24 protein-coding genes are annotated in these 22478 nt (G+C 68.9%); 16 read left to right on the forward strand and 8 right to left on the reverse strand.

The genetic code is table 11. The features are described from left to right. The first annotated feature begins 119 nt into the window (after nt 1-119). The 3 genes from KMW22_RS07665 to KMW22_RS07675 all read left to right on the forward strand — a co-directional run bounded on the left by KMW22_RS07665 (nt 120) and on the right by KMW22_RS07675 (nt 6593). The gene (locus tag KMW22_RS07665) at nt 120-1265 is read left to right on the forward strand and encodes a hypothetical protein (RefSeq protein ID WP_221089436.1); all 1146 of its coding nucleotides are present in this window, start codon (nt 120-122) and stop codon (nt 1263-1265) included. A 427-nt stretch (nt 1266-1692) separates the two neighbouring features. After that, nucleotides 1693-3021, forward strand: a complete 1329-nt coding sequence (gene tig / locus KMW22_RS07670; protein WP_221089437.1) for a trigger factor — start codon at nt 1693-1695, stop codon at nt 3019-3021. 125 nt (nt 3022-3146) lie between these two features. Beyond that, the gene (locus KMW22_RS07675) at nt 3147-6593 is read left to right on the forward strand and encodes an ATP-binding protein (protein ID WP_221089438.1); all 3447 of its coding nucleotides are present in this window, start codon (nt 3147-3149) and stop codon (nt 6591-6593) included. A gap of 82 nt (nt 6594-6675) precedes the next feature. Here KMW22_RS07675 and KMW22_RS07680 read toward each other — a convergent pair whose 3' ends face one another. After that, on the reverse strand, nt 6676-6888 hold the full coding sequence (locus KMW22_RS07680) for a hypothetical protein (protein ID WP_221089439.1): 213 nt from the start codon (nt 6886-6888) through the stop codon (nt 6676-6678). A gap of 667 nt (nt 6889-7555) precedes the next feature. On the opposite strand from KMW22_RS07680, the gene KMW22_RS07685 reads away from it, so the two are divergent. From KMW22_RS07685 to fabF, 6 genes are all read left to right on the forward strand, one after another. Continuing rightward, complete coding sequence (locus KMW22_RS07685; RefSeq protein ID WP_221089440.1) at nt 7556-8605, forward strand: beta-ketoacyl-ACP synthase III; 1050 nt, start codon at nt 7556-7558, stop codon at nt 8603-8605. Further along, complete coding sequence (fabD, locus tag KMW22_RS07690; protein ID WP_221089441.1) at nt 8602-9507, forward strand: ACP S-malonyltransferase; 906 nt, start codon at nt 8602-8604, stop codon at nt 9505-9507. Before KMW22_RS07685 ends, fabD begins: the two co-directional genes overlap by 4 nt. Continuing rightward, nucleotides 9504-10031 carry a DinB family protein gene (locus KMW22_RS07695; RefSeq protein ID WP_221089442.1) on the forward strand — a complete coding sequence of 176 codons (528 nt, stop codon included), beginning with the start codon at nt 9504-9506 and terminating at the stop codon, nt 10029-10031. The genes fabD and KMW22_RS07695 overlap by 4 nt, the downstream gene beginning before the upstream one ends. Further along, nucleotides 10028-10789: a 3-oxoacyl-[acyl-carrier-protein] reductase gene (gene fabG / locus KMW22_RS07700; RefSeq protein WP_221089443.1), complete on the forward strand. Its 762-nt coding sequence runs from the start codon at nt 10028-10030 to the stop codon at nt 10787-10789. Before KMW22_RS07695 ends, fabG begins: the two co-directional genes overlap by 4 nt. Before the next feature lie 150 nt (nt 10790-10939). Further along, nucleotides 10940-11170 (forward strand): acyl carrier protein, encoded by a 231-nt coding sequence (gene acpP, locus KMW22_RS07705; RefSeq protein ID WP_221089444.1) that lies wholly within the window; start codon nt 10940-10942, stop codon nt 11168-11170. A gap of 135 nt (nt 11171-11305) precedes the next feature. Continuing rightward, nucleotides 11306-12550: a beta-ketoacyl-ACP synthase II gene (gene fabF, locus KMW22_RS07710; RefSeq protein ID WP_221089445.1), complete on the forward strand. Its 1245-nt coding sequence runs from the start codon at nt 11306-11308 to the stop codon at nt 12548-12550. Between the two features lie 70 nt (nt 12551-12620). Here fabF and KMW22_RS07715 read toward each other — a convergent pair whose 3' ends face one another. The 3 genes from KMW22_RS07715 to KMW22_RS07725 form a co-directional block, all read right to left on the reverse strand. Beyond that, complete coding sequence (locus KMW22_RS07715; RefSeq protein WP_221089446.1) at nt 12621-13133, reverse strand: hypothetical protein; 513 nt, start codon at nt 13131-13133, stop codon at nt 12621-12623. Between the two features lie 69 nt (nt 13134-13202). Continuing rightward, entirely contained in the window at nt 13203-13877 is a 675-nt protein-coding gene (locus KMW22_RS07720) for an ankyrin repeat domain-containing protein (RefSeq protein WP_221089447.1), read from the reverse strand. 169 nt (nt 13878-14046) lie between these two features. Then, complete coding sequence (locus KMW22_RS07725; protein WP_221089448.1) at nt 14047-15216, reverse strand: acetyl-CoA C-acetyltransferase; 1170 nt, start codon at nt 15214-15216, stop codon at nt 14047-14049. Nucleotides 15217-15380: 164 nt separating this feature from the next. Here KMW22_RS07725 and KMW22_RS07730 point away from each other — a divergent pair, with 164 nt between their 5' ends. From KMW22_RS07730 to KMW22_RS07745, 4 genes are read left to right on the forward strand one after another with little or no spacing between them, the layout of a single operon-like run. Further along, nucleotides 15381-15911: a hypothetical protein gene (locus KMW22_RS07730; protein ID WP_221089449.1), complete on the forward strand. Its 531-nt coding sequence runs from the start codon at nt 15381-15383 to the stop codon at nt 15909-15911. Beyond that, the gene (locus KMW22_RS07735) at nt 15908-16369 is read left to right on the forward strand and encodes a hypothetical protein (RefSeq protein ID WP_221089450.1); all 462 of its coding nucleotides are present in this window, start codon (nt 15908-15910) and stop codon (nt 16367-16369) included. The genes KMW22_RS07730 and KMW22_RS07735 overlap by 4 nt, the downstream gene beginning before the upstream one ends. Further along, nucleotides 16366-17049 (forward strand): hypothetical protein, encoded by a 684-nt coding sequence (locus KMW22_RS07740; RefSeq protein WP_221089451.1) that lies wholly within the window; start codon nt 16366-16368, stop codon nt 17047-17049. Before KMW22_RS07735 ends, KMW22_RS07740 begins: the two co-directional genes overlap by 4 nt. Further along, nucleotides 17049-17270, forward strand: a complete 222-nt coding sequence (locus KMW22_RS07745) for a helix-turn-helix domain-containing protein (RefSeq protein WP_221089452.1) — start codon at nt 17049-17051, stop codon at nt 17268-17270. Before KMW22_RS07740 ends, KMW22_RS07745 begins: the two co-directional genes overlap by 1 nt. Nucleotides 17271-17381: 111 nt before the next feature. Here the strand turns inward: KMW22_RS07745 and KMW22_RS07750 are convergent, their stop codons facing one another. From KMW22_RS07750 to KMW22_RS07760, 3 genes are all read right to left on the reverse strand, one after another. Next, a complete protein-coding gene (locus KMW22_RS07750; RefSeq protein ID WP_221089453.1) occupies nt 17382-17771 on the reverse strand; it encodes a DoxX family protein in 390 nt (129 codons plus the stop codon). A 70-nt stretch (nt 17772-17841) separates the two neighbouring features. Continuing rightward, complete coding sequence (locus tag KMW22_RS07755; protein ID WP_221089454.1) at nt 17842-18066, reverse strand: hypothetical protein; 225 nt, start codon at nt 18064-18066, stop codon at nt 17842-17844. Nucleotides 18067-18141: 75 nt separating this feature from the next. After that, a complete protein-coding gene (locus KMW22_RS07760; protein WP_221089455.1) occupies nt 18142-18636 on the reverse strand; it encodes a GNAT family N-acetyltransferase in 495 nt (164 codons plus the stop codon). 114 nt (nt 18637-18750) lie between these two features. Here KMW22_RS07760 and KMW22_RS07765 point away from each other — a divergent pair, with 114 nt between their 5' ends. The 3 genes from KMW22_RS07765 to KMW22_RS07775 all read left to right on the forward strand — a co-directional run bounded on the left by KMW22_RS07765 (nt 18751) and on the right by KMW22_RS07775 (nt 21193). Then, a complete protein-coding gene (locus KMW22_RS07765; RefSeq protein ID WP_221089456.1) occupies nt 18751-19041 on the forward strand; it encodes a hypothetical protein in 291 nt (96 codons plus the stop codon). A 179-nt stretch (nt 19042-19220) separates the two neighbouring features. Beyond that, entirely contained in the window at nt 19221-19958 is a 738-nt protein-coding gene (locus KMW22_RS07770) for a metallophosphoesterase family protein (RefSeq protein WP_221089457.1), read from the forward strand. 131 nt (nt 19959-20089) lie between these two features. Further along, nucleotides 20090-21193, forward strand: a complete 1104-nt coding sequence (locus KMW22_RS07775) for a hypothetical protein (protein WP_235692748.1) — start codon at nt 20090-20092, stop codon at nt 21191-21193. 166 nt (nt 21194-21359) lie between these two features. On the opposite strand, the gene KMW22_RS07780 is transcribed toward KMW22_RS07775, so the two are convergent. Continuing rightward, nucleotides 21360-22046 carry a Bax inhibitor-1/YccA family protein gene (locus tag KMW22_RS07780; RefSeq protein ID WP_221089458.1) on the reverse strand — a complete coding sequence of 229 codons (687 nt, stop codon included), beginning with the start codon at nt 22044-22046 and terminating at the stop codon, nt 21360-21362. Nucleotides 22047-22478 lie beyond the last annotated feature (432 nt).

A 22478-nucleotide genomic window follows, 5' to 3' on the forward strand; every position in this document is an offset into this window, starting at 1 on the left:
TGGCCTGGTGCTTGTTCGCTGTTTGGGCGGGTTGGGGGCAGGGGCGCTTCCCGGCACCCGGCCGGCCGCTCGCCTCAAGTGTCCCGCCAAGTGTCCTGCCGTGTCCGTACGGTGGACCCATGACCACCACCTCACTGCTCCAGCCCACACGCCGTTCACCGCGCCGCGCCGCCGTGGCCCGTCTGCTGGCGGGCGCCGCACTGGGAGCAGCGGTCGCCATGGGTCCAGCGGCCTCGGCCCAGAGCGGGGCCAGCTGGCCGCCAGTCACCGCCGAGGGCCAGACCTGGATCTTCTCGGCGGCCGGGGAGACCTGGACCGCAACCGCCGGCAAGCTCGACAGCGACGGTGACCGCGAACTGCAGGTGGGCACGCCGCGCGGCACTCAGAAAGGCTGGCTGGTGCTGTCAACCGACAAGACGCTCTGGTCCTTGCTGACGCTTCAGCCCGGCGGTGGCTACTGGGCGTGTCGTCTGGAACGGGGTGCGGGGCCCGTGTACAGCGGCAAACTGTCGTTCTTCGCCAAGACCGATGGCCCTGGCGAGGCGCGCGGCACCTGCACCGGGCAGCTGCAGGGCCGGGCGGCCCCCCCCAACACCAGCGCGCCAAGCTGGCCCTACCGGCTGGCAGCGGGGCAGACCTGGAGTGTCAAGATGCCCAGCGGCACAGTGACGGCGACCCTGGAGGGCCAGCCGGGAAACCTCTCGGGCATCATCTCGCGCACGCCGCCTGCCGTGCTGGGCGCAGTGGCCGACACCACGAATTTGACCTTCATGGTGGTGTCGCAAACGGCCGAGCAGCTGTGCGTCATTGAGCGCGCAGGGGCCAGCGGGGCCGTGCTCACTGGCACCGCCTACGACATGAAAAGCGAGCGTTCGCTGGGCCAGTGCAGCGCGGCGCAGGGGCCGGCCTCCGCGCTGGCCAGCCGCGTGGTGGCTGTCCGGCCCTCGTGGCCCCTGGCGCCCCGGGACGGCGACACCTGGACAGTCACCACCCCGCTGGGCAGCTGGAAGGGCAGCCTGAAGGCCGAGGGCGACCTGTGGCAAGGGCGCGTCTCTGGAGCCATTCCCGGCGAGATGCTGCTCAAGATCACCCCCACGAGCGCCGTGCTGGCCATCTTTGCCGATGACGGCCGGATTTTTGGATGCCGCATTGACCAGCTGGGCACCATTGCCCCGGACAAGATGAGCGGCGACGCCCTGTACGGGAAGAATGCGGACGCAGACATTGAGGAGGCGGGCGCCTGCAGCGCCGTGCAGGAGCGCTGAAGGCAGGGCTGCCCCTCAGCGGTGAACCCCCTGGTGGTATGCCAGGGGGATTTGCGCGCGCCCCTCGCGGCTCGCCCTGCGCCGGATGTCTGACAGTGGCTGCCAGTGCTACCCCGGGATCAAAGACCAGCCCCTCAAGGCCACGCCAACCGCCCTCTGTCGCAGACACTCACTTCGCTCGCCCCAGGCCCGTTGCGGGGCGTCACCTCCAAGGCCCTGGGTTCCGCTGTGAGGGCGCGCGCCCAGACCCTGGGCAAATGCACTATGATGCTCGGCGGCATGTCGCGTGCCCACCCTCAGCGGAGGCGTGCCGCGACACGGCAGAATCAAGATCGGGCGCCTGCGCGTTCGGCGGTTCGCCCAGCACAGCCCCCTCAGGCGGGGCGCGCCGCGAAGCCGCCGGACCCAGGCGCAGACGGGAGACCCAATGGCAGAGCTGATCAGCAGAGAAGGCAACAAGGTGGAATTCAAGGTGTCGGTGCCCGCCGCCGAAGTGAACCGCGCCTACGACCAGGTGTGGGCTGGCCTGGCCCGCGACGTGCGCGTGCCCGGGTTCCGCCCCGGCAAGGCCCCGCGCAAGGTGATTGAAGGCCGCGTGGGCAAGGGCTACGTGGAGCAGGAAGTGCGTGACCGCCTGCTGCAGACCCACTACCCCCAGGCCGCCCGCGAGCTGAAGCTGAGCCTGGTGGACGCCACCATTGACCCCAAGGCCCTGCAGAGCGGTCAGTCCTTCGAATTCACTGTGAAGGGCGAAACCTACCCCGAAGTCAAACTGGCGGACTGGAGCGGCCTGCAACTCAGCGCCGAGGCCCCCGAAATCACCGACGAGGTGCTGGAGCGCACCCTTAGCGACCTGCGCGAGCGCAACGCCACCTTCGAGAGCGCCGAGCGCCCCATTGAGGCCAGCGACCAGGTGACCATTGAAGAAGAGGGCGAAGAGGGCGGCACCTACCCCGTGTACCTCGACGTGGCCGAGCCCCACGTGCGCGAGGCGCTGCTGGGCAAGGCCAAGGGCGACACCGTGCAGATCACCGTGCCCGCCCACACGCACGGCGACCACGAGCACCCCGAGCACACGGTCACCGTGAAGATCGTGGACGTGAAGACCAAGCAGCTGCAGGAGCTGAACGACGAGTTCGCCAGCAGCCTGAACTTCGAGTCCCTGGAGCGCCTGCGCACCGATCTGAAGGCCGAACTGGAGCGCCGCGCGCAGCAGGAAGGCGAGGCCGGACGCCGCGAGGAATTCATCAGCGCCCTGATGGAGGGCATGGAAGCCGACATTCCCCAGGCCCTGCTGACCCGCCGCCGCGAGAGCATGCTCGAAGAGATCAAGGACGACCTGGGCCGCCAGGGCGTGAAGTGGGGCGAGTACGAGAGCTTCATGAAAGAGCAGGGCAAGCTCGAGGACTTCATGGCCGACCTGGGCAAGAACGCTGAATCCCGCGTGAAGCGTGATCTGGTGCTGGAAAAGCTGGCCGAGGACCTGAACGTGCAGGTCAGCGACGCCGAGTTCAACCAGACCATGAACGCCCTGGCCCAGGCCAACGGCCTGAGCCCCGCCGAGCTGAGCAAGCAGCTGGGCCCGAATGGCATCAACGCCTACTACACCAGCCTCGTGCGTGAAAAGGGCCTGCAGCAGGCCATGAGCCAGCTGAGCGGCGCCCAGAAGCAGGGCGGCGAGCCGGCCAGCACCGAGGAAGCCAGCAGCGCCGAGGCCACCACCGAAGAAAGCACCGAAGCCACCAGCGCCGAATAACGGCCTGTAGGGGCCACAGCGGGGACCGTGCATGCCACGGTTCCCGCTGGCCGTTTGGGCGCTGGGCCAGGGGAAGGCGCACTCATGGGGCGGGCCGCAGCGGTGCCGTATGCTCCTGACTGTCCATGACCACCCCTCCCGATTTCGACCTGTCGCTGGGCCTGTTCGCAGGTGGCGGCGAGATGGCGCGGCGCATGCTGGCCTTCGACTGGGCCCGGACCTCGCTGGGCGTGCCCGCCAGCTGGCCGCAGAGCCTGAAAACGGCCGTGCGCATCATGCTGACCTCGCGCTTTGCGATGTGGATGGCCTGGGGCCCGGAGCTGATTTTCTTCTGCAACGACGCCTACCTGCCCACGCTGGGGGTTAAGGGCGACTGGGCGCTGGGGACGCGCTCGGACGTGGTGTGGGCCGAGGTCTGGTCGGCGGCGGGCCCACGCATTGACCATGTGCTGCAGACCGGCGAGGCCACCTGGGACGAGGGCCTGCAGCTGTTTCTGGAACGCAGCGGCTATCCAGAAGAGACCTACCACACCTTTTCCTACAGCCCCCTGGCCGACGACGCGGGCGCCGTGACCGGGATGCTGTGCGTGGTGACCGAGGAAACCGAGCGGGTGGTGGGCGAGCGCCGCCTGCGGGTGCTGGGGCGGCTCTCGGCGCAGCTGAACGAGGCGCGCCGCACCGCCGAGGTGATGGACGCGGTGCGCGTGGGCCTGGAGGCCGAGGCCCACGACCTGCCTTTTGCCCTGATCTATCTGCCCGCCGAGGACGGCACCCTGCGCTGCGCCCTGCGCTTTGGGCTGCCCGACCACCATCCGTTGGCCCCGGACCAGCTGCCGCCCGAGGGCGACAGCGGCCCCTGGGCCGTTGCTGCCGTGCTGGCCGGCGAGGTGAGCAGCGAACAGCACGACCTGAGCAACGTACCGGACCTGCCCGGTAGCCCCTGGGCCCGCCCCCCGGCGCGCGCCCTGAGCCTGCCGCTGACCCAGCCCGGGGCCGAGCGCCCGGCGGGACTGCTGATCGCGGGCCTCAACCCCTACCGGCCGCTGGACGACGCCTACCGCAGCTTTCTGGAATTGTGTGTGGCGCAGATTGTTTCGGGGCTGGCGGGGGCGCGGGCTTACGAGCACGAACGCCAGCGCGCCGAGGCCCTGGCCGAACTGGACCGCGCCAAGACCGCCTTTTTTGCCAACGCCAGCCACGAACTGCGCACGCCCCTGACCCTGATGCTGGGCCCGCTGGAAGACCTGCTGAGCGGCGAACTGGGGGCCCTGGCCCCCGCGCAGCAGCAGACGCTGGGGCTGGCCCACCGCAACAGCCTGAGACTGCTGCGGCTGGTCAATAGCCTGCTGGATTTCTCGCGCCTGGAATCGGGCCGGGCGCAGGCCCGCTTTGCCCCGGTGGATTTCCTGGCGCTGAACGCCGATCTGGCCAGCAGTTTCCGCGCGGCCATGGAGCGCGCGGGCCTGGGGTTCCGGGTGCAGCTCTCGCCGCTGCCGGGGCCCGTGTACGTGGACCGCGACCTGTGGGAGAAGGTGGTCCTGAACCTACTGTCCAACGCCTTCAAGTTCACCCTGCAGGGCGAGGTGACGCTGAGCCTGCGCGCCGAGGGCCGCCACGCGGTGCTGAGCGTGCAGGACACCGGGGTGGGCGTGCCGGAAGCCGAGGTTGGCCGCCTGTTCGAGCGTTTTCACCGGGTTGAAGGCCAGCGCGGGCGCTCGTTTGAAGGCAGCGGGATCGGGCTGGCCCTGGTGCGCGAAATCGTGGGGCTGCACGGCGGGCAGATTGAGGCCCGCAGCGCAGAAGGGCAGGGCACCACCTTTACCGTGCGCCTGCCCCTGGGCTCGGCCCACCTGCCCCCGGAGCGCCTGACTGACGCCCCGCCGCCGCAGACCGGCGCGCGCGGCGCCCTGCCCTTTGTAGACGAGGCCCTGCGCTGGTTGCCCCACGAGGTGCCCGCGCAGGACGCCCCCCCCGAGGCCCCGGCGCTGGGGGCCGCCGTGCGCCGCCGCCGCGTGCTGGTGGCCGACGACAACGCCGACCTGCGCGAGTACCTGACGCGGCTACTGTCGCCGCACCACGACCTGCAAGTGGTGGCCGACGGGCAGGCGGCCCTGGACGCGGCGCGGGCCCAGGCCCCGGACCTGCTGCTGACCGACGTGATGATGCCCGGGCTGGACGGCCTGGGGCTGCTCGCGGCCATTCGCGCTGATCCGGCGCTGCACGACCTGCCGGTGATCATGCTCTCGGCCCGCGCGGGCGAGGAAGCGCGGGTGCAGGGCCTGGAAGCGGGCGCCGACGACTATCTGGTCAAGCCCTTCAGTGCCCGGGAACTGCTGGCCAAGGTCAATGCCCAGCTGGCCCTGGCCGCGCTGCGCCGCGAGGCCCTGGCCCGCGAGCAGGCGCACTCGGCGGACCTCGAAGCGCGGGTGGCCGAGCGCACCGCCGAACTGCAGCGGGCCCTGGCCCACAGCGAGCGGCAGGCGGCCGAACTGAACGCCATCCTCTCCAGCCTGCCCGACGCCGTGTATGTGGGTGACCTGAGCGGCATCAAGCGCGCCAACGGTCCGGCCCTGACCCTGCTGGGCTTTACTGACCCGGCGCAGCTTGACCGCGCGATGGGCGAACTGAGCGAGGAACTGAGCAGCCGCGACCCCCAGACCGGCGAGCGCCTGCGGTTAGAGGAAGAGCCCTTTGTGCAGGCCATGCAGGGCCATGAGGTGCGGCGCGACGTGCTGCTGCGCCACCGCACCAGTGGCGAGGACCGCGTGATGCGCCTGGCGGCCGCGCCCATCCGGCAGGGCGAGGCCATCGTGGGCGCGGTGGCGGTGGGATCGGACATCACCGAGCAGGAAGCCCTGCAGCGCCAGATGGCGCGGGCCAATGCCGAGCTGTCGCGCAGCAACGCGGAACTGGAACGCTTTGCCTATGTGGCCAGCCATGACCTGCAGGAACCCATTCGCACCGTGGGCTCTTACGCAGGCCTGCTGGCGCACCGCTACGGCGACCGCCTGGACGAGCGCGCGCAGCTGTACCTGCGCACCGTGGAACAGGGTGCCGAGCGCATGAAGCTCTTGGTGAACGATCTGCTGGTGTTCTCCCGCCTGAACGCCGAGCGCCTGCCCCTGGAGCCCGTGCAGGTGGAGGACGCGCTGCGCGAGGCCCTGGGCCGCCTGGACGCGGCGCTGCGGGACTCCGGCGCGCAGCTAGAGGTGGGACCGCTGCCCCGGGTGCTGGGCTCGGTGCCCCGGCTGGCGCAGCTGTTTCAGAACCTCATTGGCAACGCGGTCAAGTTCCGCGCCGAGGCCCCGCCGCTGGTGCAGATCAGCGCCCAGCGCGAGGGGCCCCTGTGGCGCCTGACGGTGCGCGACAACGGCATTGGCATTGAGCCACAGTACCAGCACAAGGTCTTCGAGATGTTCCAGCGCCTGCACGGCCGCGACCGCTACGAGGGCACCGGCCTGGGGCTGGCCATCTGCGAAAAGATTGCCGTACAGCATGGCGGGCGGCTGTGGGTGGAGTCGGTGCCGGGGCAGGGCTCGGCCTTTCACTTCACTCTGCAGGGGGCCGAGTAAGCCGGGCTGGGCCACAGCGGGCCGACAGCGCAAGGGGGTTGAGGCCACAGGTCCTCAACCCCCTTGCGCCGCGCGGTGCTCTTTAAGCGGCGATGTCCTTACGGGTCACCTGCTGGTTCAGAAACCGCGCCCACACGCCGATGTACTTCAGTTCCTCCGGCGAGTGAAAGGCGCTGAGATACCACTCTTCCAGGGCGGTCGCGGTGCGCCCCCGCGCATGTCGCCGCAGCGAAGCGCTAGCGCGGGCCACCTCCTCCCGGATCTGATGCTGGTTCAAGACAACGTCGGATTCCACGCCCTGACTGTGTCACAAGGGTTCTGTCGGAATTCATTCGTAAAGCGGAGGCAGGTTGAGGGCCTTGCACCACGAGCTCCACGCGGAGAAGAGGGGGGATGCTGCCGCCCACCCTGCGCCCCGAAGACGTTCTGGCGCTGAAAAATCTGTGCGGGTGGGCGAGGCGCCGAGGTGGGCGAAACATAAAGTGTGGCCGCGAACGAATGTGATTTGTCACAACTGCTGACCCGCGATGCACTGAGGGGCGAACAGAACTTTGAGGCGTTTCGAGCTTCCGAGGGTCCGGCCCAGGGAAGGAGAGAGGGCCGAGGCTGGCCGGCGAACAGCTCTGGTGGAGCGGCCCGGCGAGGTGACGGTCCAGGGGGTCCGATGGGCAATGTCTGGCCTAGACTCATCTCAATCCGCCTGTACCGTCAGGCTCACCGTTAAAGCGGTGGCACGCCTCAGGCCCTCGCACGGCTCGGAAAAGGAGGTCGCCTCACGCCACGATCCGCGTCGCCGTCCCGCTACCTTTGTGCGAGAAGAGCTGTCTCCAGGCGGGCAAACTCGACTTTTCGCCGGCATAGACACCTCAACCTTGGTGCCCGCCCTTGCTCCCCCGTCCACTCTTCTGAACTCTGTACCGAATTCATTGAACGGGCGTTCAAAGAATGTTAGCGTGGGGGGCATGAGCGACCCTTCTGCCCCCGCCCGGCCGCCGCTGGGCATCATGGCGCTGGGAACCTACGTGCCCGAGCGCGTGGTGCCCAACAGCGAATTCGAAGCCCGGATGGACACCACCGCCGACTGGATCGAGTCGCGCACTGGCATTCGCGAGCGCCGCTACGCCGGCTCCGACGAGTACACCAGCGACCTGGGCGTGCGGGCGGTGCGCGACCTGCTCTCGCGCGACCCGGACGCCCTGAATGGCGTGGACGCCGTGATCTGCGCCACGGTGAGCCCCGACGCCCTGATGCCCTCCACGGCGGCCCTGATCGCCATGCAGGTGGGCCTGGTGGGGGCCGCCGCCTTTGACCTGAGCACCGCCTGCAGCGGTTTTGTGTATGGCTTGAGCGTGGCCCAGGGCCTGATTCTGACGGGTAGCGCCCGGCGCGTGCTGGTGGTGGGGGCCGAGGCCCTGAGCAAGGTGATTGACCACGATGACCGCAACACCGCCATTCTGTTCGGGGACGGCGCGGGCGCGGCCGTGGTGGGCCCGGTGCCCCAGGGCTACGGCTTTCAGGACTTTGTACTGGGCGCCGATGGCCATGGGGGCAGCAGCCTCTACCTGCGCTGCGTGGCGCCCCGCTTGCCCGGCGGCGTCCCCATGACCGAGGGCGTGGGCATGAACGGCCGCGAGGTCTTCAAATTCGCCGTGCGGGTGCTGGGCGACAGCGGCACCCAGGTGCTGGCCAAGAGCGGCCTGACCGGCGCCGATGTGGACTGGGTGGTGCCGCACCAGGCCAACGTGCGGATTATCGAGGCGGCGATGGAACGCTTTGGCCTGCCCCTAAGCAAGGCCACCGTGAACCTGGACCGCTACGGCAACACCAGTTCGGCCACCGTGCCGCTGGTGCTGCGCGAGGCCATCGACGACGGGCGGATTCAGGACGGCCAGCAGCTGCTGCTGATCGCCTTTGGCGGCGGCCTGAGCTGGGTGGCGGGCACCATGAAGTGGTGGGGCGGCGCACCCAGCCTGCACCCGCGCCCGGCGGCCGAAGTGGGGGCCTGGGCATGAAGATCGCGGCCCTTTTTCCCGGCCAAGGCTCGCACGCGGTGGGCATGGGGGCGGACCTTGCCGCTGCGTTTCCCGAAGCGGGCGAGGTCTACAGCCAGATTGACACCGTGCTGCCCGGTCTGCGCACCCTGATTGAAACCGGGCCCCTGGACGAGCTGACCCTGACGGCCAACCAGCAGCCCGCGCTGGTGTCTGCCTCTGTCGCCGCCTACCGCGCGTGGCGGGCCCACACTGGCCTGACCCCGGCCTTTGCCGCTGGGCACTCGCTGGGTGAATATTCCGCGCTGGTGGCCGCCGACGCGCTGTCCCTGGGCGACGCCCTGCGCCTGACGCGCCGCCGGGGCGAGCTGATGCAGGCCGCCGTGCCGGTGGGCGAGGGCGCCATGAGCGCCGTGATGGGCGACCCGGCCACCGTGCAGGCCGTGTGCGCCGCGCTGGACGGCGTGCAGCCCGCCAACTTCAACGCGCCCACCCAGACCGTGATTTCCGGCACCAGGGCAGCGGTGGAGGCGGCCGGGACCGAACTGAAGGCGCGCGGCCTGAAGGCCATTCCCCTGAAGGTGAGCGCGCCCTTTCATTGCGCCCTGATGGACAGCGCCGCCCAGGGCCTGGCGCCGCAGCTGCAGACCACCCGCTTCGCCCCGCCTGCCTTTCCGGTGTACGCCAACGTGACGGCCCAGCCGAATACCGATGCAGCGGCCCTGCCGGGGCTGCTGACCGCCCAGATCACGGGCGCGGTGCGCTGGGTGGAAACCATTCAGGCCCTGGCAGAGGCCGGCGCTGAGGTCTTTATTGAGTTTGGCCCCGGTACTGTGTTGACCGGGCTGGTGAGGCGCATCCTGCCCGAGGCCCGCACCCTGAATGTGGGCACCGCCGAGCAGGTGCAGGCCTTCGCCCTGTGAACCGGGACGACCTGCTTCAGGCGCTGGCCGCGCGCACCGAGGAGGTGGCCTCGGGTTTTGCAGGGCTGGACGAGCAGACCTTTCACCGGGGCACCGCTGAGCAGTGGTCGCCGGCCTATCATCTGGACCACCTGACGCGCTCGAACACCGTGCTGGCGATGGCCCTGTCCATGCCCCGGGACCGTTTCGGCTGGGGCAGGCGCCCGGCTGGAACACCGGGCCAGTCGGAGGAAGCCCTGCGCACCGAGTACCAGCGGCGCCTCAGGGAACAGGGTCTCCGGGCCTCCGGGCGGTTTCTGCCTGATCCACGGGGCACGCAAGCCGAGCAGGTGGAGGCGTACCGGCAGTCCCACGCCCTGCTGGCCCATCACCTGCTGGCCTACACCGACGAAGCGGAACTGGACACGGCCACGCTGCCGCACCCGGCGCTGGGTGAACTCAGCCTGCGCGAGCTGCTGTTTTTCACGCACTATCACAACGACCACCATCTGCGCGGCGCGCACGCCGCACTGGAGACCCCATGACCCAGACCCCTGAATCCGCTCCCCGCAAAGTCGCCCTGGTCACCGGCAGCAGCCGGGGCCTGGGCCGCGCCATGGCCCTGCACCTTGCCCGCGCGGGCTTTGATGTGGCGGTGCATTACGGCCGGGGCGCCGCTGAGGCCGAGAAGGTGGCCGAAGAAGCCCGCAGCCTGGGCGTGCAGGCCCGTGTTTACGGCGCCGACCTGACCACGCCCGCCAACGCCGGCACGCTGGTGGAGGGGGTCATTGGGGACATGGGCCGCCTGGACGTGCTGGTCAATAACGCGGGCATCACCCGCGACACCCTGGCGATCCGCATGAAAGACGAGGACTGGGACGCCGTGCTGCAGACCAACCTGTCGAGCGCCTTTATCGCCTGCCGCGCCGCCATCAAACACATGATGCGTGCGCGGACGGGGCGGATCATCAACATCGCGTCGGTGGTGGGGCTGACCGGCAACCCGGGGCAGGCCAACTACGTGGCCAGCAAAGCCGGCCTCATCGGCCTGACCAAGGCGCTGGCCAAGGAATACGGCGGCCGGGGCATCACGGTTAACGCCATTGCCCCCGGCTTTATCGAGAGCGACATGACGGCCGAACTGCCTGAACAGGTGCGCCAGAGCTACCTGAGCAGCATCCCCCTGGGCCGCCTGGGCCAGCCGGACGAGGTGGCCGCCCTCGTCGCCTTCCTGGCAAGCGACGCGGCGGGCTATATCACCGGGCAGACCATTGGCGTGGACGGGGGGCTGAACCCGCATTGAGCCGATGGCCCATGGCAAATGGTAGATGGCGAAAGGCCCTATGCCATTTGCCATGGGCCATCCGCCCTTTGAACTCTGTTCAAAGCCCCGGCCCTTTTCGCGCGCCGCGTGTAGACTGGCGCAGACTTCAACCGCAGGAGGTACGAATTTATGGCGACTTTTGAAGATGTGAAAGACGTGATCGTGGACAAGCTGGGTGTGGACGCCGACAAGGTGACCCCGGAAGCCCGCTTTGTGGAAGACCTCGGCGCCGACAGCCTGGAAACCGTGGAACTGATCATGGGCCTGGAAGACAAGTTCGGCATCACCATCAGCGATGAGGACGCCGAGAGCATCCGCACCGTGCAGGCGGCGGTGGACTACATCGAGAGCAAGCAGTAAACCCGCCGGCTTCCCCACAGGAAGCGGATGAGGACCTTGGGGCGGGACGCGGGAGCTGGACAGGGCCGCTGCCCGCCCCTTCTTCACGGCCGGGCGCTGCCGCAGTGGCGGCCCCCGGCAGAGGAGGCACAGAGCATGGGCGTTTCAGGACTCAAACGGGTGGTGATCACAGGGGTGGGGCCGGTCACGCCTATCGGGGTGGGGGCGCAGGCCTTTGCCCAGGCACAGCGCGCGGGCAAAAGCGGCATTGGGCGCATTACCCGCTTTGACCCGGCCGATGTGGCCAGCAAGATTGCGGGCGAGGTGAACGACGACCTTTCGGCCTATGTGGACCCGCGCGAGGCCCGCAAGCTGGACCGCTACGTGCAGCTGGCCCTGGCCGCCGCCGCGCTGGCCGTGCAAGACAGCGGCCTGAGCCCCGAGGAACTGCGCGGTGAAGGCACCGGCACCCTGATTGGCAGCGGCATTGGTGGCGTCAAAACCTTCGAGGATCAGGCGCAGGTGCTGCACACGCGGGGGGCCGGACGCATCAGCCCCATGTTCATCCCGATGCAGATTGCGAACATGGCCTCGGGGCACGTGGCGATGCAGTACGGCGCCACCGGCCCCAGCAGCACGGTGGTCACCGCCTGCGCCACCGGCACCGGGGCAATTGGCGACGCCGCGCGCTATATCCAGCTGGGGCTGGCCGACACCATGATCGCCGGGGGCAGCGAGGCCGCTATTACGCCGATTGCCATCGGCGGCTTTTCCAACATGAAGGCGCTGTCCACCCGCAACGACGAGCCAGAACTCGCCAGCCGCCCCTTTTCCGCCACCCGCGACGGCTTTGTGCTGGGCGAGGGCGCGGCCGTGGTGATTCTGGAAGAGTACGACAAGGCCGTGAAACGCGGCGCCACCATCTATGCCGAGGTGGTGGGCTACGGCACCAGCGCCGACGCCCACCACATCACCATGCCCGCCCCCGAAGGCCGGGGTGCCCAGGTCGCCATGCGCATGGCCCTGAAAACGGCCGGGGTCAACCCCGAGCAGGTGGGGTACATCAACGCCCACGGCACCAGCACCTATTTCAACGACCTGCACGAAACCCAGGGCATCAAGTCGGTGTTTGGGGACCATGCCTACCGGCTGGCGGTCAGCTCCACCAAGAGCATGACCGGGCACCTGCTGGGCGCCGCTGGCGCCGCCGAGGCCATCGCAGTGGCCCAGGCGCTGAAAGACGGCATCCTGCCCCCTACAATCAACCTCACCGACCCCGATCCCGAACTGGACCTGGATTACGTGCCGCTGCACGCCCGCGAAGCCCAGGTGGACTACGCCCTGAGCAACTCGTTTGCGTTTGGCGGCCAGAACGCTGCGCTGCTATTTAAAAGGGTCTAGAGCCATGAGCCATGGGCCATGAGCTTTGGGGGGTTGCCCCATGGCTCATGGCCCATAGCCTATGGCCCCTTTAGAACCCGCGTTCGCGGTCGCCCTTGATCTGGTGCTCCAGCTCACTCGTTTCGCCCTGGGGCAGGTCGCCGGGGCGCTCGGCCTGGTGGGGGGGGCTGAGTTCACTGGGGGGGGTGTAGCCGGGGTTGGGGTCGGCGCTGCCCAGACGGGTCTGGTAAGCCATCGCCGTGCCAGCGTTGATGCCAAGACCGGCGGTGGGGACCACTGCGTCCAGGTTTTCGCCGCCCAGCCCGGCCACCGTTTCGGCGCCCGCAAATTCCGGGGCCTGGGGGGCGTGCTCCATGGCCGCCGGGTCGCGGGTGGCCAGATGGTCGAACTGCCCGGTGACCTCCCGGGCGCTGGGCACCGCCACAGGCTCGTATTTGCCCTCGTTCGCGGTGCTCACGCGGTCGTCGCCCGGGGTGGTGGTGTAGGTCACCTGGGCGTGGTCCTTGGGGTCGGGGGTCTCGAAGCCGGTCTGCACGTTCGTCACAGCCAGCTCGCTGGGGGGATCGCGCCTGTCGTTGCTCATGGGGTCAGTGTGCGCCCAGGGGCCCAGGGGGTGCATTCCGGCTTTCTTCAGGCAGGCTGCCAGGAACGTTCAGGAACTGGTCAGGGCTTCGGCCAGTTCGTGGTGACCTTCCTCGCGGGCAAAGTCGGCGGCGCGCTGCCCAGCAGAGGTGGTGGCCCCGGCGTCGGCGCCGCAGCCCCGCAGAAAGGCCACCAGTTCGGCGTCGCCGTTCTGCGCGGCGGCCATCAGGGGCGTGAAGTCGTCCTGTTGCGCGGCGTTCACATCGGCCCCTGCCATCACCAGGGCGCGGGCCAGGGCGGCGTGCCTGCCCGCCACGGCCGAGTGCAGCGGGTGCACCCGCATGGCGTTCTGACTGGGCGCATTCACATCCGCGCCGCGCGAGAGCAGGTCTTCGGCCACCTCGGCGCGGCCAAAGAACGCCGCCAGCCCCAGCGGTGAAAAGCCGTCGGGGCTGAAGGCATGCACCTGCGCAGGGTCGGCGTCCAGCGCCGCGCGCACCGCTGCCCCGTCGCCCACCGCCGCCGCCTCGAACAGGTTTAGGGGCGCGCCTTCCTCGATCAGCACGCGCGCCATCTCGTGCCGGCCGTAGTAGGTGGCGAACAGCACGGGCGAGACGCCCATAGGGCTGGGCACCGTCAGCAGGCCCGGGTCGGCGCGCACCAAGCGGCGCAGCAGCTCGGCGTCCTGGGTCTTGATGGCGAGAAACAGGGCCGCTTCCTGGTCGGTGGGGGCGCGCTCGGTCATGGGCAAAGGCTAGCCGCCCCCACGCCAGAAGGCAAAGAGGGGGCGGCCAGCGGGTCCTGTGGTCACACAGCGGCTGCCAGTTCCATGGAAGGGCCAAACCCCAGCCCTTCCATTCCACTTCTGCCGCTGTCTGTGGCGGAGACTCACTTCGTTCGCCCCAGATCCGCTGTCAGCGCGCGCGGACCACCACGGCGATGCCCATACCGCCCCCAATGCACAGGCTGGCCACGCCGGTTTCCTTGCCCAGGCGGCGCAGCTGATGCACCAGTGTCACCAGCACGCGGGCGCCGCTGGCGCCAATCGGGTGCCCCAGGGCCACCGCGCCGCCCGTCACGTTCACCTTGGCCGGGTCGGCGTCCAGGTCGCGCACCACGGCCAGGGACTGGGCCGCAAACGCCTCGTTCAGCTCGAACAGGTCCACCTCATTCACGCTCAGGCCGGCGCGCTTCAGGGCCACCGGGACCGCCTTGGCCGGGCCAATGCCCATGATCGCCGGGTCCACGCCAATGGCCGCGTAGCTGGCAATTTCGGCCAGCACCGGCAGGCCGTTTGCCTGGGCGTAATCCTCGCTGGCGATCAGCAGCATGGCGGCGCCGTCATTGATGCCGCTGGCGTTGCCGGCCGTCACGGTGCCGTCTTTCTTGAAGGCGGGCTTCAGCTTCGCCAGGGCCTCGGCGGTGGTGGCGCGGGGGTATTCGTCGCGCTCGAAGAGGGTGGGGCCCTCCTTGCCCGGCACCTCGACGCTCACCAGTTCGTCGGCGAAGTGGTTGCCCTCCAGCGCGGCGGCGGCGCGGGTCTGGCTCTCCAGGGCAAAGGCGTCCTGTTCCTCGCGGCTCAGGTTCCACTGGGTGGCTATCGCCTCGGCCGTGACGCCCATGTGGTAGCCGCCGAACACATCGGTCAGGCCGTCCGACAGGATGGAGTCCAGGGCCTGGGCGTGGCCCAGCCGGTAGCCTTCGCGGGCGCGGGGCAGCAGGTAGGGCGCGCGGCTCATGCTCTCGGTGCCGCCCGCCAGATACAGGTCGCCGTCGCCCGCCCGAATGCCCTGCGCCGCGCTGATGACCGCCTGCAGGCCACTGCCGCACACCCGGTTGACCGTCAGGCCCGGCACGTCGTGGGGCAGCCCGGCCCCAATCCCGATCTGCCGCGCCACATTCATGCCGCCGCCCGCCTGCAGCACGTTCCCCACGATCACGTCGGCAATGTCGTGGCCGTTCACGCCGTCCAGCACCGCTTTGGCCGCCGCCACCCCCAGGTCGGCCGCCGACACGTCCTTCAGGCTGCCCAGAAAGCTGCCAATCGGCGTGCGCCGCGCCGCCACAATCACCAGTTTGCTCATGTCTGGAGTCTAACGGGCGTTAGGCAAGAGCGGGGTGTACCGGGCGGGGAACGGACCAGAGGCACGTCCGCTTGACGGGGCGAGGAGGAAGGGCCATATTGAAAAACGATAATATTGTTTCTCGATAAACGGCGTGGGCTGACCCTGCGCCGGAGGGGAGGGCTATGACTGCTGTGCCACGTTCGTTTGATCGGCTGCTCTGGGTGTTGCATTTGGGAAGCGTGCTGGCGTTCCTGGGACTGGTGCTCGCTACATTGTTTGAGCTCTGGTGTTTGGTGTCGCTGCTTCCCGTCCTGAACATGCCCGAGTTAATGCACCTGCAGGGCAGCGTTCTCCCGAGTCTGCCACTGATGATCCTTGCGGGCATGCTGGGTGCCCTGGCATTCCGCCACTTGGTGGTGGCTTCGAAGATGGCCAGGGTGGCTGGCCCGTTTGACGAACGGGTGAGCGCGCATCTGCTCTCGGCGGGGCGGCGCTTCCTGCTGGGGACCCCTGTGTTCTGGCTGACGGTCTGGAGCTTCTCGTGGGGCCTGCCGGCTCAGGGCGTCTCGTCCCTTCCCTGGTTCGAGGTCATTACGCCCGCTGGGTGCGCTTCGGCCGCCGTGGGGCTCTCGCTGCCCCTCCTCCTCATCGCGCTGGCCCACTGGCTGCGCGAGGGGCATCAGCTGCAGCACCGGCTGCAGGAGACCGTATGACTGCTCTGCCCCATGGCCCCCTGCGGCATGTGCTGCGCCAGCTGGACGGGTTGTGCCGGGTGGCCGCCCTGCTGCTGGGTGCGCTGAGTGCCGTGTGGTGGGTGGCCGCTGGCGGGCCACTGGAGACGCGCCTTGAGGTGCTGGCGTGGGCCGTGCCCGAGGTGTTGACCCTGTGGTTCATCTGGCGGGCGGTTCAGGCAGGCTTGCGCGGTGCCCTCTCGGTGACGGCGCGGGAGCTAGGGCGGGCCGGGGTGATCTGGTTGGCCGCGTCTGGGTTGAGCAGCGGTCTGGAGGTCCTGAGGGGCGCGCCCCTTGAAGCAGATGCCTTCTGGGGCGTGGCAGCCCTTGGGTTCTGGCTGGCTGTGCCGCTGCTGTTGCCCGGCGTGTTCCTGGTGGCGCTCTCCCTGACCTTGCGCCAGATCGCTGCCCTGCGCCGGGACGAGGAGCTGACCATATGAGCCGCCTGATCCGTCTGCCCACGCTCTCCCTGAACACCGCCCGCACGGTGCTTGATCTGGCCCTGGGGCTGCTGGGCCTGGGGCTGGCCCTCACAGGGGCGCTGTGTTTGTTGGGCACGGTCTGGCTGCTGGTGACCCCAGGGGCCGGCGCCCGGTTTGAGGCCCCACTGAGCCTGAAGCTCAGGATTGGAGACGCGGTCTACCGGACGACGGGCGCCACGGTGCCTCTGTCGGCCTGGCAGGAGGTGCTGGTGATGGCGAGCCTGGCAGCCCTGGCCCTGGCCTCGGCCTGGCTGATCTCCCGCCGGGGCTTTGCGCTGCTGCGCCGCCTGTGGGTTGATCCCTTCGCCCTGAGCAACAGCCAGGATCTGGCCCTGGCCAGCCGCATGGCGCTGCTGTGGCAACTGGCCCTCTGGGCGTGGTCGCTGCTGGGCTGGGGACAGGTGGTGGCCACGGGACAGCTCAGGGGGCTGGACAGCGCCCTCTCGGGCATTCCGGGGGCGGAATTGGTGAGCACCGGCGCCCGCGTCATGATCGGTGGGGGAATCTGGCCTTCACTGCCCTCCACGCTGCTGCTGGTCTGGGCGGCGCTGGCCCTGCTCTCGGTGGTGTTCCGCCGTGCCCACGACCTGCGCGAGGCTGAGCGGCGGCTGCGCACCGAACAGGCCCTGACGGTCTGATGCCAGTTCGCGTTCACCTGGACCGCGTGCTTGAAGCGCGCGGTATGACCCTGTCGGAGCTATCGGGCCGCGTGGGAATTACGCTGGCCAACCTCAGCATTCTGAAAACAGGTAAGGCGCGGGCGGTGCGCTTTTCCACCCTGGACGCCCTGTGCCGCGCCCTCGACTGCCAGCCCGGCGATCTGCTGGCCTGGGAGGATGGCCCGCCCGACACGGATTAAGAGCCTCGCCCCTCCCATTTCAACGTTTCAGCAAAGCGCAGAAAGGTTTCCATTCTCGGGCCGAGGCACTTTTTTCGCTTCTCGCTCTGCAACGCAGCTGTTCCAGCCCGCTCAGTTGATCTCAAGATCAACAGCGACTGAGCGCCGCCCAGCTCGCCACACCGCCCACATCAGCAGCGGTTGCAGCGGCAGGCGGCCCCAGGCCACCCCGGGGCTCACGCCGAACCGTTCTGGATGCTGGGCCATGTACACGTTGGCCGGAAACACTGCAGCCAGCAGCGCCAGCAGGCCCCAGCGGGCAGCCGGGCGCGTGGTCGGGTGCAGCAGGCCCAGGCCGCCCAGCACCTCGGCAGCGCCGCTCAGCAGGGTGGCTGCGCGCGGGCTGAGGGGCACCCAAGGCGGCACGATGCGGTCAAAGGGCTTTGGCGCGACAAAATGTAGCGCCCCGGCCACCACGAACAGGCCAGCCAGGGCAAGGATGCCGGGGGTGGGGCGCGTCATGGCCTTCAGGGTGCCACACCAGGGAAGAGGGCCAGGGGATTCACCCCTGGCCCCCTTCGCCTGCACGCTGTTAGCCCTGCTTGGTGGCCGGCACGTTGCGGGCTTCCTCGCGGTCGCGCAGCTCCTTGGCGCTCAGGCCGTTGTCGTTGTTGCGCGGCGCGGTGGCCTCGCGGTCGTTCACGCTTTTCAGCGAGGGTTTGTGGCCGTCCTCGATCTCGTGGACCTCCTGCTCGTTGCGCTCGTACTGCGGCGGCAGGCTGGTGTGGCCCTTGTTCTTGTCGTCTTTGTCTGGCATGGCTTCAGGGTGCCAGGGAAAAGGCCACAAAGACCCTAAAGCCACGTAAATGGCCGTTCAGAGATGAAGCGAGCCTCAAGCCGGGGCCGCGTACACCAGCACGGTGGGCACGGTGCCGTCGGCCTCCTGCCAGCTGCCGCGCGCCGTGCCCAGGCGTTGCCAACCCTCGCGGTCGTACAGGGCAATGGCGGGCGCGCTGCGTTCGTTGACCTGCAGCACGGCCCGCGCGCCCGCCTGCCGCGCCTGATCAGCCGCGTGGGCCAGCAGGGCGCGCGCGGCCCCCTGTCCCTGGGCGCGCGGGGCCACGAACAGCCGTTTGACCTCCAGCCAGGGCCCAGGCACCGTGAGCGCGCCCGTCCAGGCCGGCGGTGGGTCGGCAATGGGGGAGAGGATCACCTGCCCGGCCACCTGTCCGGCATGCAGCGCCACCCAGGCCGTCCCCTGCCCAGCCACGAACGCCTGGGGGTCTTCGGGCCACAGCGACGGGTAGCCCTGCGCCTCGTGCACAGCGCGCAGCGCCGCCGCCAGGGCCGGCAGGTCCGCCGGGGTGCGCGGGCGGATGGTCAGCATGGAGGAGAAAGATGGTGGGAACGTGGGGGAAGGGGCATGGGGTGCAGTCTAGGCCGGGTGGGCCGAATGTTCATGGAAAGGGTCCTGGCCGCCGGTGGAACCTTACCCTGAGGAATGCGCGCCGCCTTCCTTTTCGTCGTGGTTCTGCTCGCGTCTTGTGCCCCACGGGTCTCCGCGTCAGTGGAGACAGAATGTCGCGCCCTGCTGGCCGAGAAGGGGCAGCCCAACCTGCAGCTTGTGCGGGGGGAATCGTGGAGCAGCAGTGCTTCCGGACAGACGAGCGGCGAGGTGTACACGTTTGACGGAGCATCGGAAGGCGGTGGCAGCGCCATCTGCCATGTTCAGGCGGGCAAACCTGTTGAGCTGACGGTGGGTGGTGAAACGATTTACGCCCACCCCAACTGATCAGCGCCTCTCTACAGAAAAGATGAACTGGGCTTGGAGCACTGGGTGCGAGGTGACGTCTTGACCTGAAGGGTATGGACAAGATCGGAACATCCTTTACCTCACGTCTTTTCTCTGTCTCTGACCGCCATGTTGTACAGAGCGGAGGTACCGACCCCACGCGCTACCCTGGGCCCTAGATGAGGGTGGCAGTGATCAGCGACGTACACGGCAATGCCTTTGCCCTGGAAGCGGTGCTGCGCGAGGTGGAGAGAAGCGCGCCAGACCTGATCGTGAATCTGGGCGATCAGGCCGAGGGCAGCGCCGACCCCGCCCGCGCCCTGGCCCGGCAGGCCGAGCTGGCCGCAAACGGCGCCCTGGAAGTGCGCGGCAACAACGAGGAGAAGCTGTGGCCCGGCGGTCGGCGTGGCCCGCTGACCCGCGCGTATGGCGAGTGGCTGGAGGCCCACACACCGCCGGGGGTGCTGGCCCGGGTGGCGGCCCTGCCCCTCAGGGCCCGCTGCGGCGACCTGTACGCCTGCCACGGCACGCCTGCCAGCGCCTGGGAGAGCCTGCTGTGGGTGTGGGACCACGCGGGGTACTACCGCGCCCGCGACCCCCGCGAGTTGCGCGCGCTGGTCGAGCCGCTGGGTGCCGGCGTGGTGCTGTGCGGTCACACCCACCGCGCCGGGGCCACCCGGGTGGGCGACACGCTGGTGGTGAACGCCGGGTCCGTCAGCGATCAGGTGGACGGCGACCCCCGCGCCCGCTGGACGCAGTTGGACCGGGTGGGGGGGCAGTGGAGCGTCACCTTCCACACGGTGCCCTACGACATCGAGGCGGCCGTGGCGTGGTCCTGCACCCACACGCCCTTTGGCGAAGGCGAGGCGAGGTTGCTGCGCACCGGCACGATGGACGGGCGCGGCGACGACGGCTGATCCGGTGTCCATCACAGGAGAGAGCCGATTGACCGTCTCCACGCCGGGAGGGACGTGTTGCCCTGCCCGCGCTGCCGAACCACTTTCGGATGTCGTCCGACCGGTATCTGGCGGCGCGGTACGCTGCGGCCATGCGAAAGCGGCATCTGACGGCGGCGGCACTTCTGACAATGGGCTGGGCCGGGGCGCAGGCTCCCGGCAGTTGCGGCGGCACGACCGGTTGGCCCGAGTGGTTGCCCAAGGCCACCCAGGGCGCGGCGCTGTTTCGCGGCGACATTGGCGGCCTGCCCATTGCTCTGCGGCTGGCCCCACAGGACGACACCCGCTATTTCTACGAGCGCCGGGCCATTGACCTGGACCTGACACCGCGCCGCAGCGGTCAGACCCTGATTCTGGAAGAGACGGTGCGCAAGACACGGGCCTCGGAACCCGTCGTGACCGGCTGCTTCCGCCTGAGCCCCACGGCCACCGGCGTGAAGGGCACCTGGCAGGCCCCGGGCAAGGCGCCTCTTCCCGTGACCCTGAACCGGGTGGACCCGGAAGGGCTGCCCCTGGCACTGAGTGCCTCACCGGGGCTGCTGTCGCTGCGCACGGGCGACCCCATGGCGTTCCTGAAGGTGAACCGCCTGTGGGTCAAGGCGGCAGATGGCCGCAGCGTGCGCGAACCGGCGTCGGGCGTGGCCTATCCCCGGTTGCCCGGCGCCAGCACGGCCCTGAACGCGGCGCTGCAGGACCGGCAGCTGGAGCATGCCGTGATGGCCCTGGACTGCCGCGCCATGCTGCCGCAGGACCTGCAGAACGACCCCCAGGCGGGCTATGAGCTCCGGACGCAGTTCACCTTTCAGAAGGGGCAGCTGCTGAGCCTGCGCGACGAGGTGTATTACGACTGCGGCGGCGCCCATCCGGACGGCTTCACCGAGGGCGCGATTCTGGACCGCACGACGGGAAAGGCGGTGGCGCTGCAGGCCCTATGGCCTCGTCTCACCCCGGCGTGGCAAAAAGAGCTGTACCTGAAGGCCGTGCAGAGCGGCATGGACCGCGAGTGCCTGAATGTGCTGCGTGAAGAGGCCCCCGACTTCACCGCCCACCTGAGCCCAGCAGGCCTGAACCTCACCCCGTCGGGCCTGCCGCATGTGGTGGCCGCCTGCGCAGAAACCGGCGTGATTCCCTTCGCCACCCTGCGCGCCGAGGCGAATTCAGCGTCGAAGTATTTCAGCAGTGTGTACGGGCGGTAGGAGACAGGCCATGGGGCTCGGGGCAGCGGCGCTTGGGGACGCGAGCAAGTTCCGCTTTAGAGGAGGGTTCAGCGCCCCAACAGCGGCCTCCTCATGGCTCAGAGCCCAGAGCCAGAAAACACCCCCCGAGCGTCACACTCGGGGGGTGTTTTCTGCTTTTCAGCGCTCAGTCGCGGCTGGCACCGAACAGGCGGAGGATGAACAGGAACATGTTGATGAAGTCCAGGTACAGCGCCAGGGCGCCGTTGATCGCCGCGCGCTCGGCCATTTCGCCCTGCACGCCGCTCAGGGCGAGGTTGCGCAGCATCTGGGTGTCGTAGGCGGTGAGGCCCGCGAACAGCAGCACGCCCACGATGGAGATCATCAGGGTCAGCGGCCCGCTGGCCACGAACAGGTTCACGATCATCGCCACGAACAGGCCAATCAGGGCGAACATAAAGAAGCGGCCCATCGCGCTGAGGTCCTTTTTGATCATGAAGCCCGCCACGCTCATCAGGCCGAAGGTGCCGGCGGTGGTGGCAAAGGCGGCCGTGACGGCGCTGGCGTCGTAGACCATCAGCAGGGCCGAGAAGGTCAGGCCGGTGAGGGCCGCGTAGGCGATGAACAGGGCGCCGGCCACGGCGCTGTTCAGGCGCTGGGCGAACATGCTGAGCACAAAGACCAGGGCCAGCTGCGCCAGCAGCAGCGGCAGGCGCAGGTTCATGACCTGGTAGGCCAGCACCTCGTTCTGGGCGGTCAGGTAGGCCACGCCAGCGGTCAGGGCCAGCCCCGCCGCCATCCAGGAATAGGTGCGGGCCATGAACGTGCGGACAAGGTCCGTGGTTCGGGCCGAAGTGGTGGGATAGGTCTGCATACGCCTCAGGATACGGGCTACAGCGCGCCAAAGTTCCCCAGATTCGTTCAAGATTCTGAAGATTGGGGGTGGGGGGACAGGGGTGTGTCCCCTTGCCTGGGCAGACGAGAGAACAATCGTTTGGACACGATTCAAGGCTGTCAAAGGGGCAGTTCCGAAAACGTCCTTTGGGACGCCGAGCCCGTCCATCCCTTCTGCTGCGCAGCTTCGAGCCCCAGCCCCTCGCAGTGCGAGTTGTCCCAGTCTCCCGCAAGGGGGGAGGGGCAAAAGTGCCGTGTTGATCGCTGCTCCTTGCCGTGGATGCTGAATCTGGCCGAACCATTAGAGCGGTTGACCAAAGAACCCCGTCACCCCTTGTTGCGCGAGGCCCTCTCTGCGGCGCAGCTCTTCGAGTCCCACGAGGGGAGAGGGTCGAGAACCAACATCATCTTG

Origin of the sequence: Deinococcus aquaedulcis (genome assembly GCF_019693445.1) — a bacterium.
Taxonomy (GTDB): Bacteria; Deinococcota; Deinococci; order Deinococcales; family Deinococcaceae; genus Deinococcus; species Deinococcus aquaedulcis.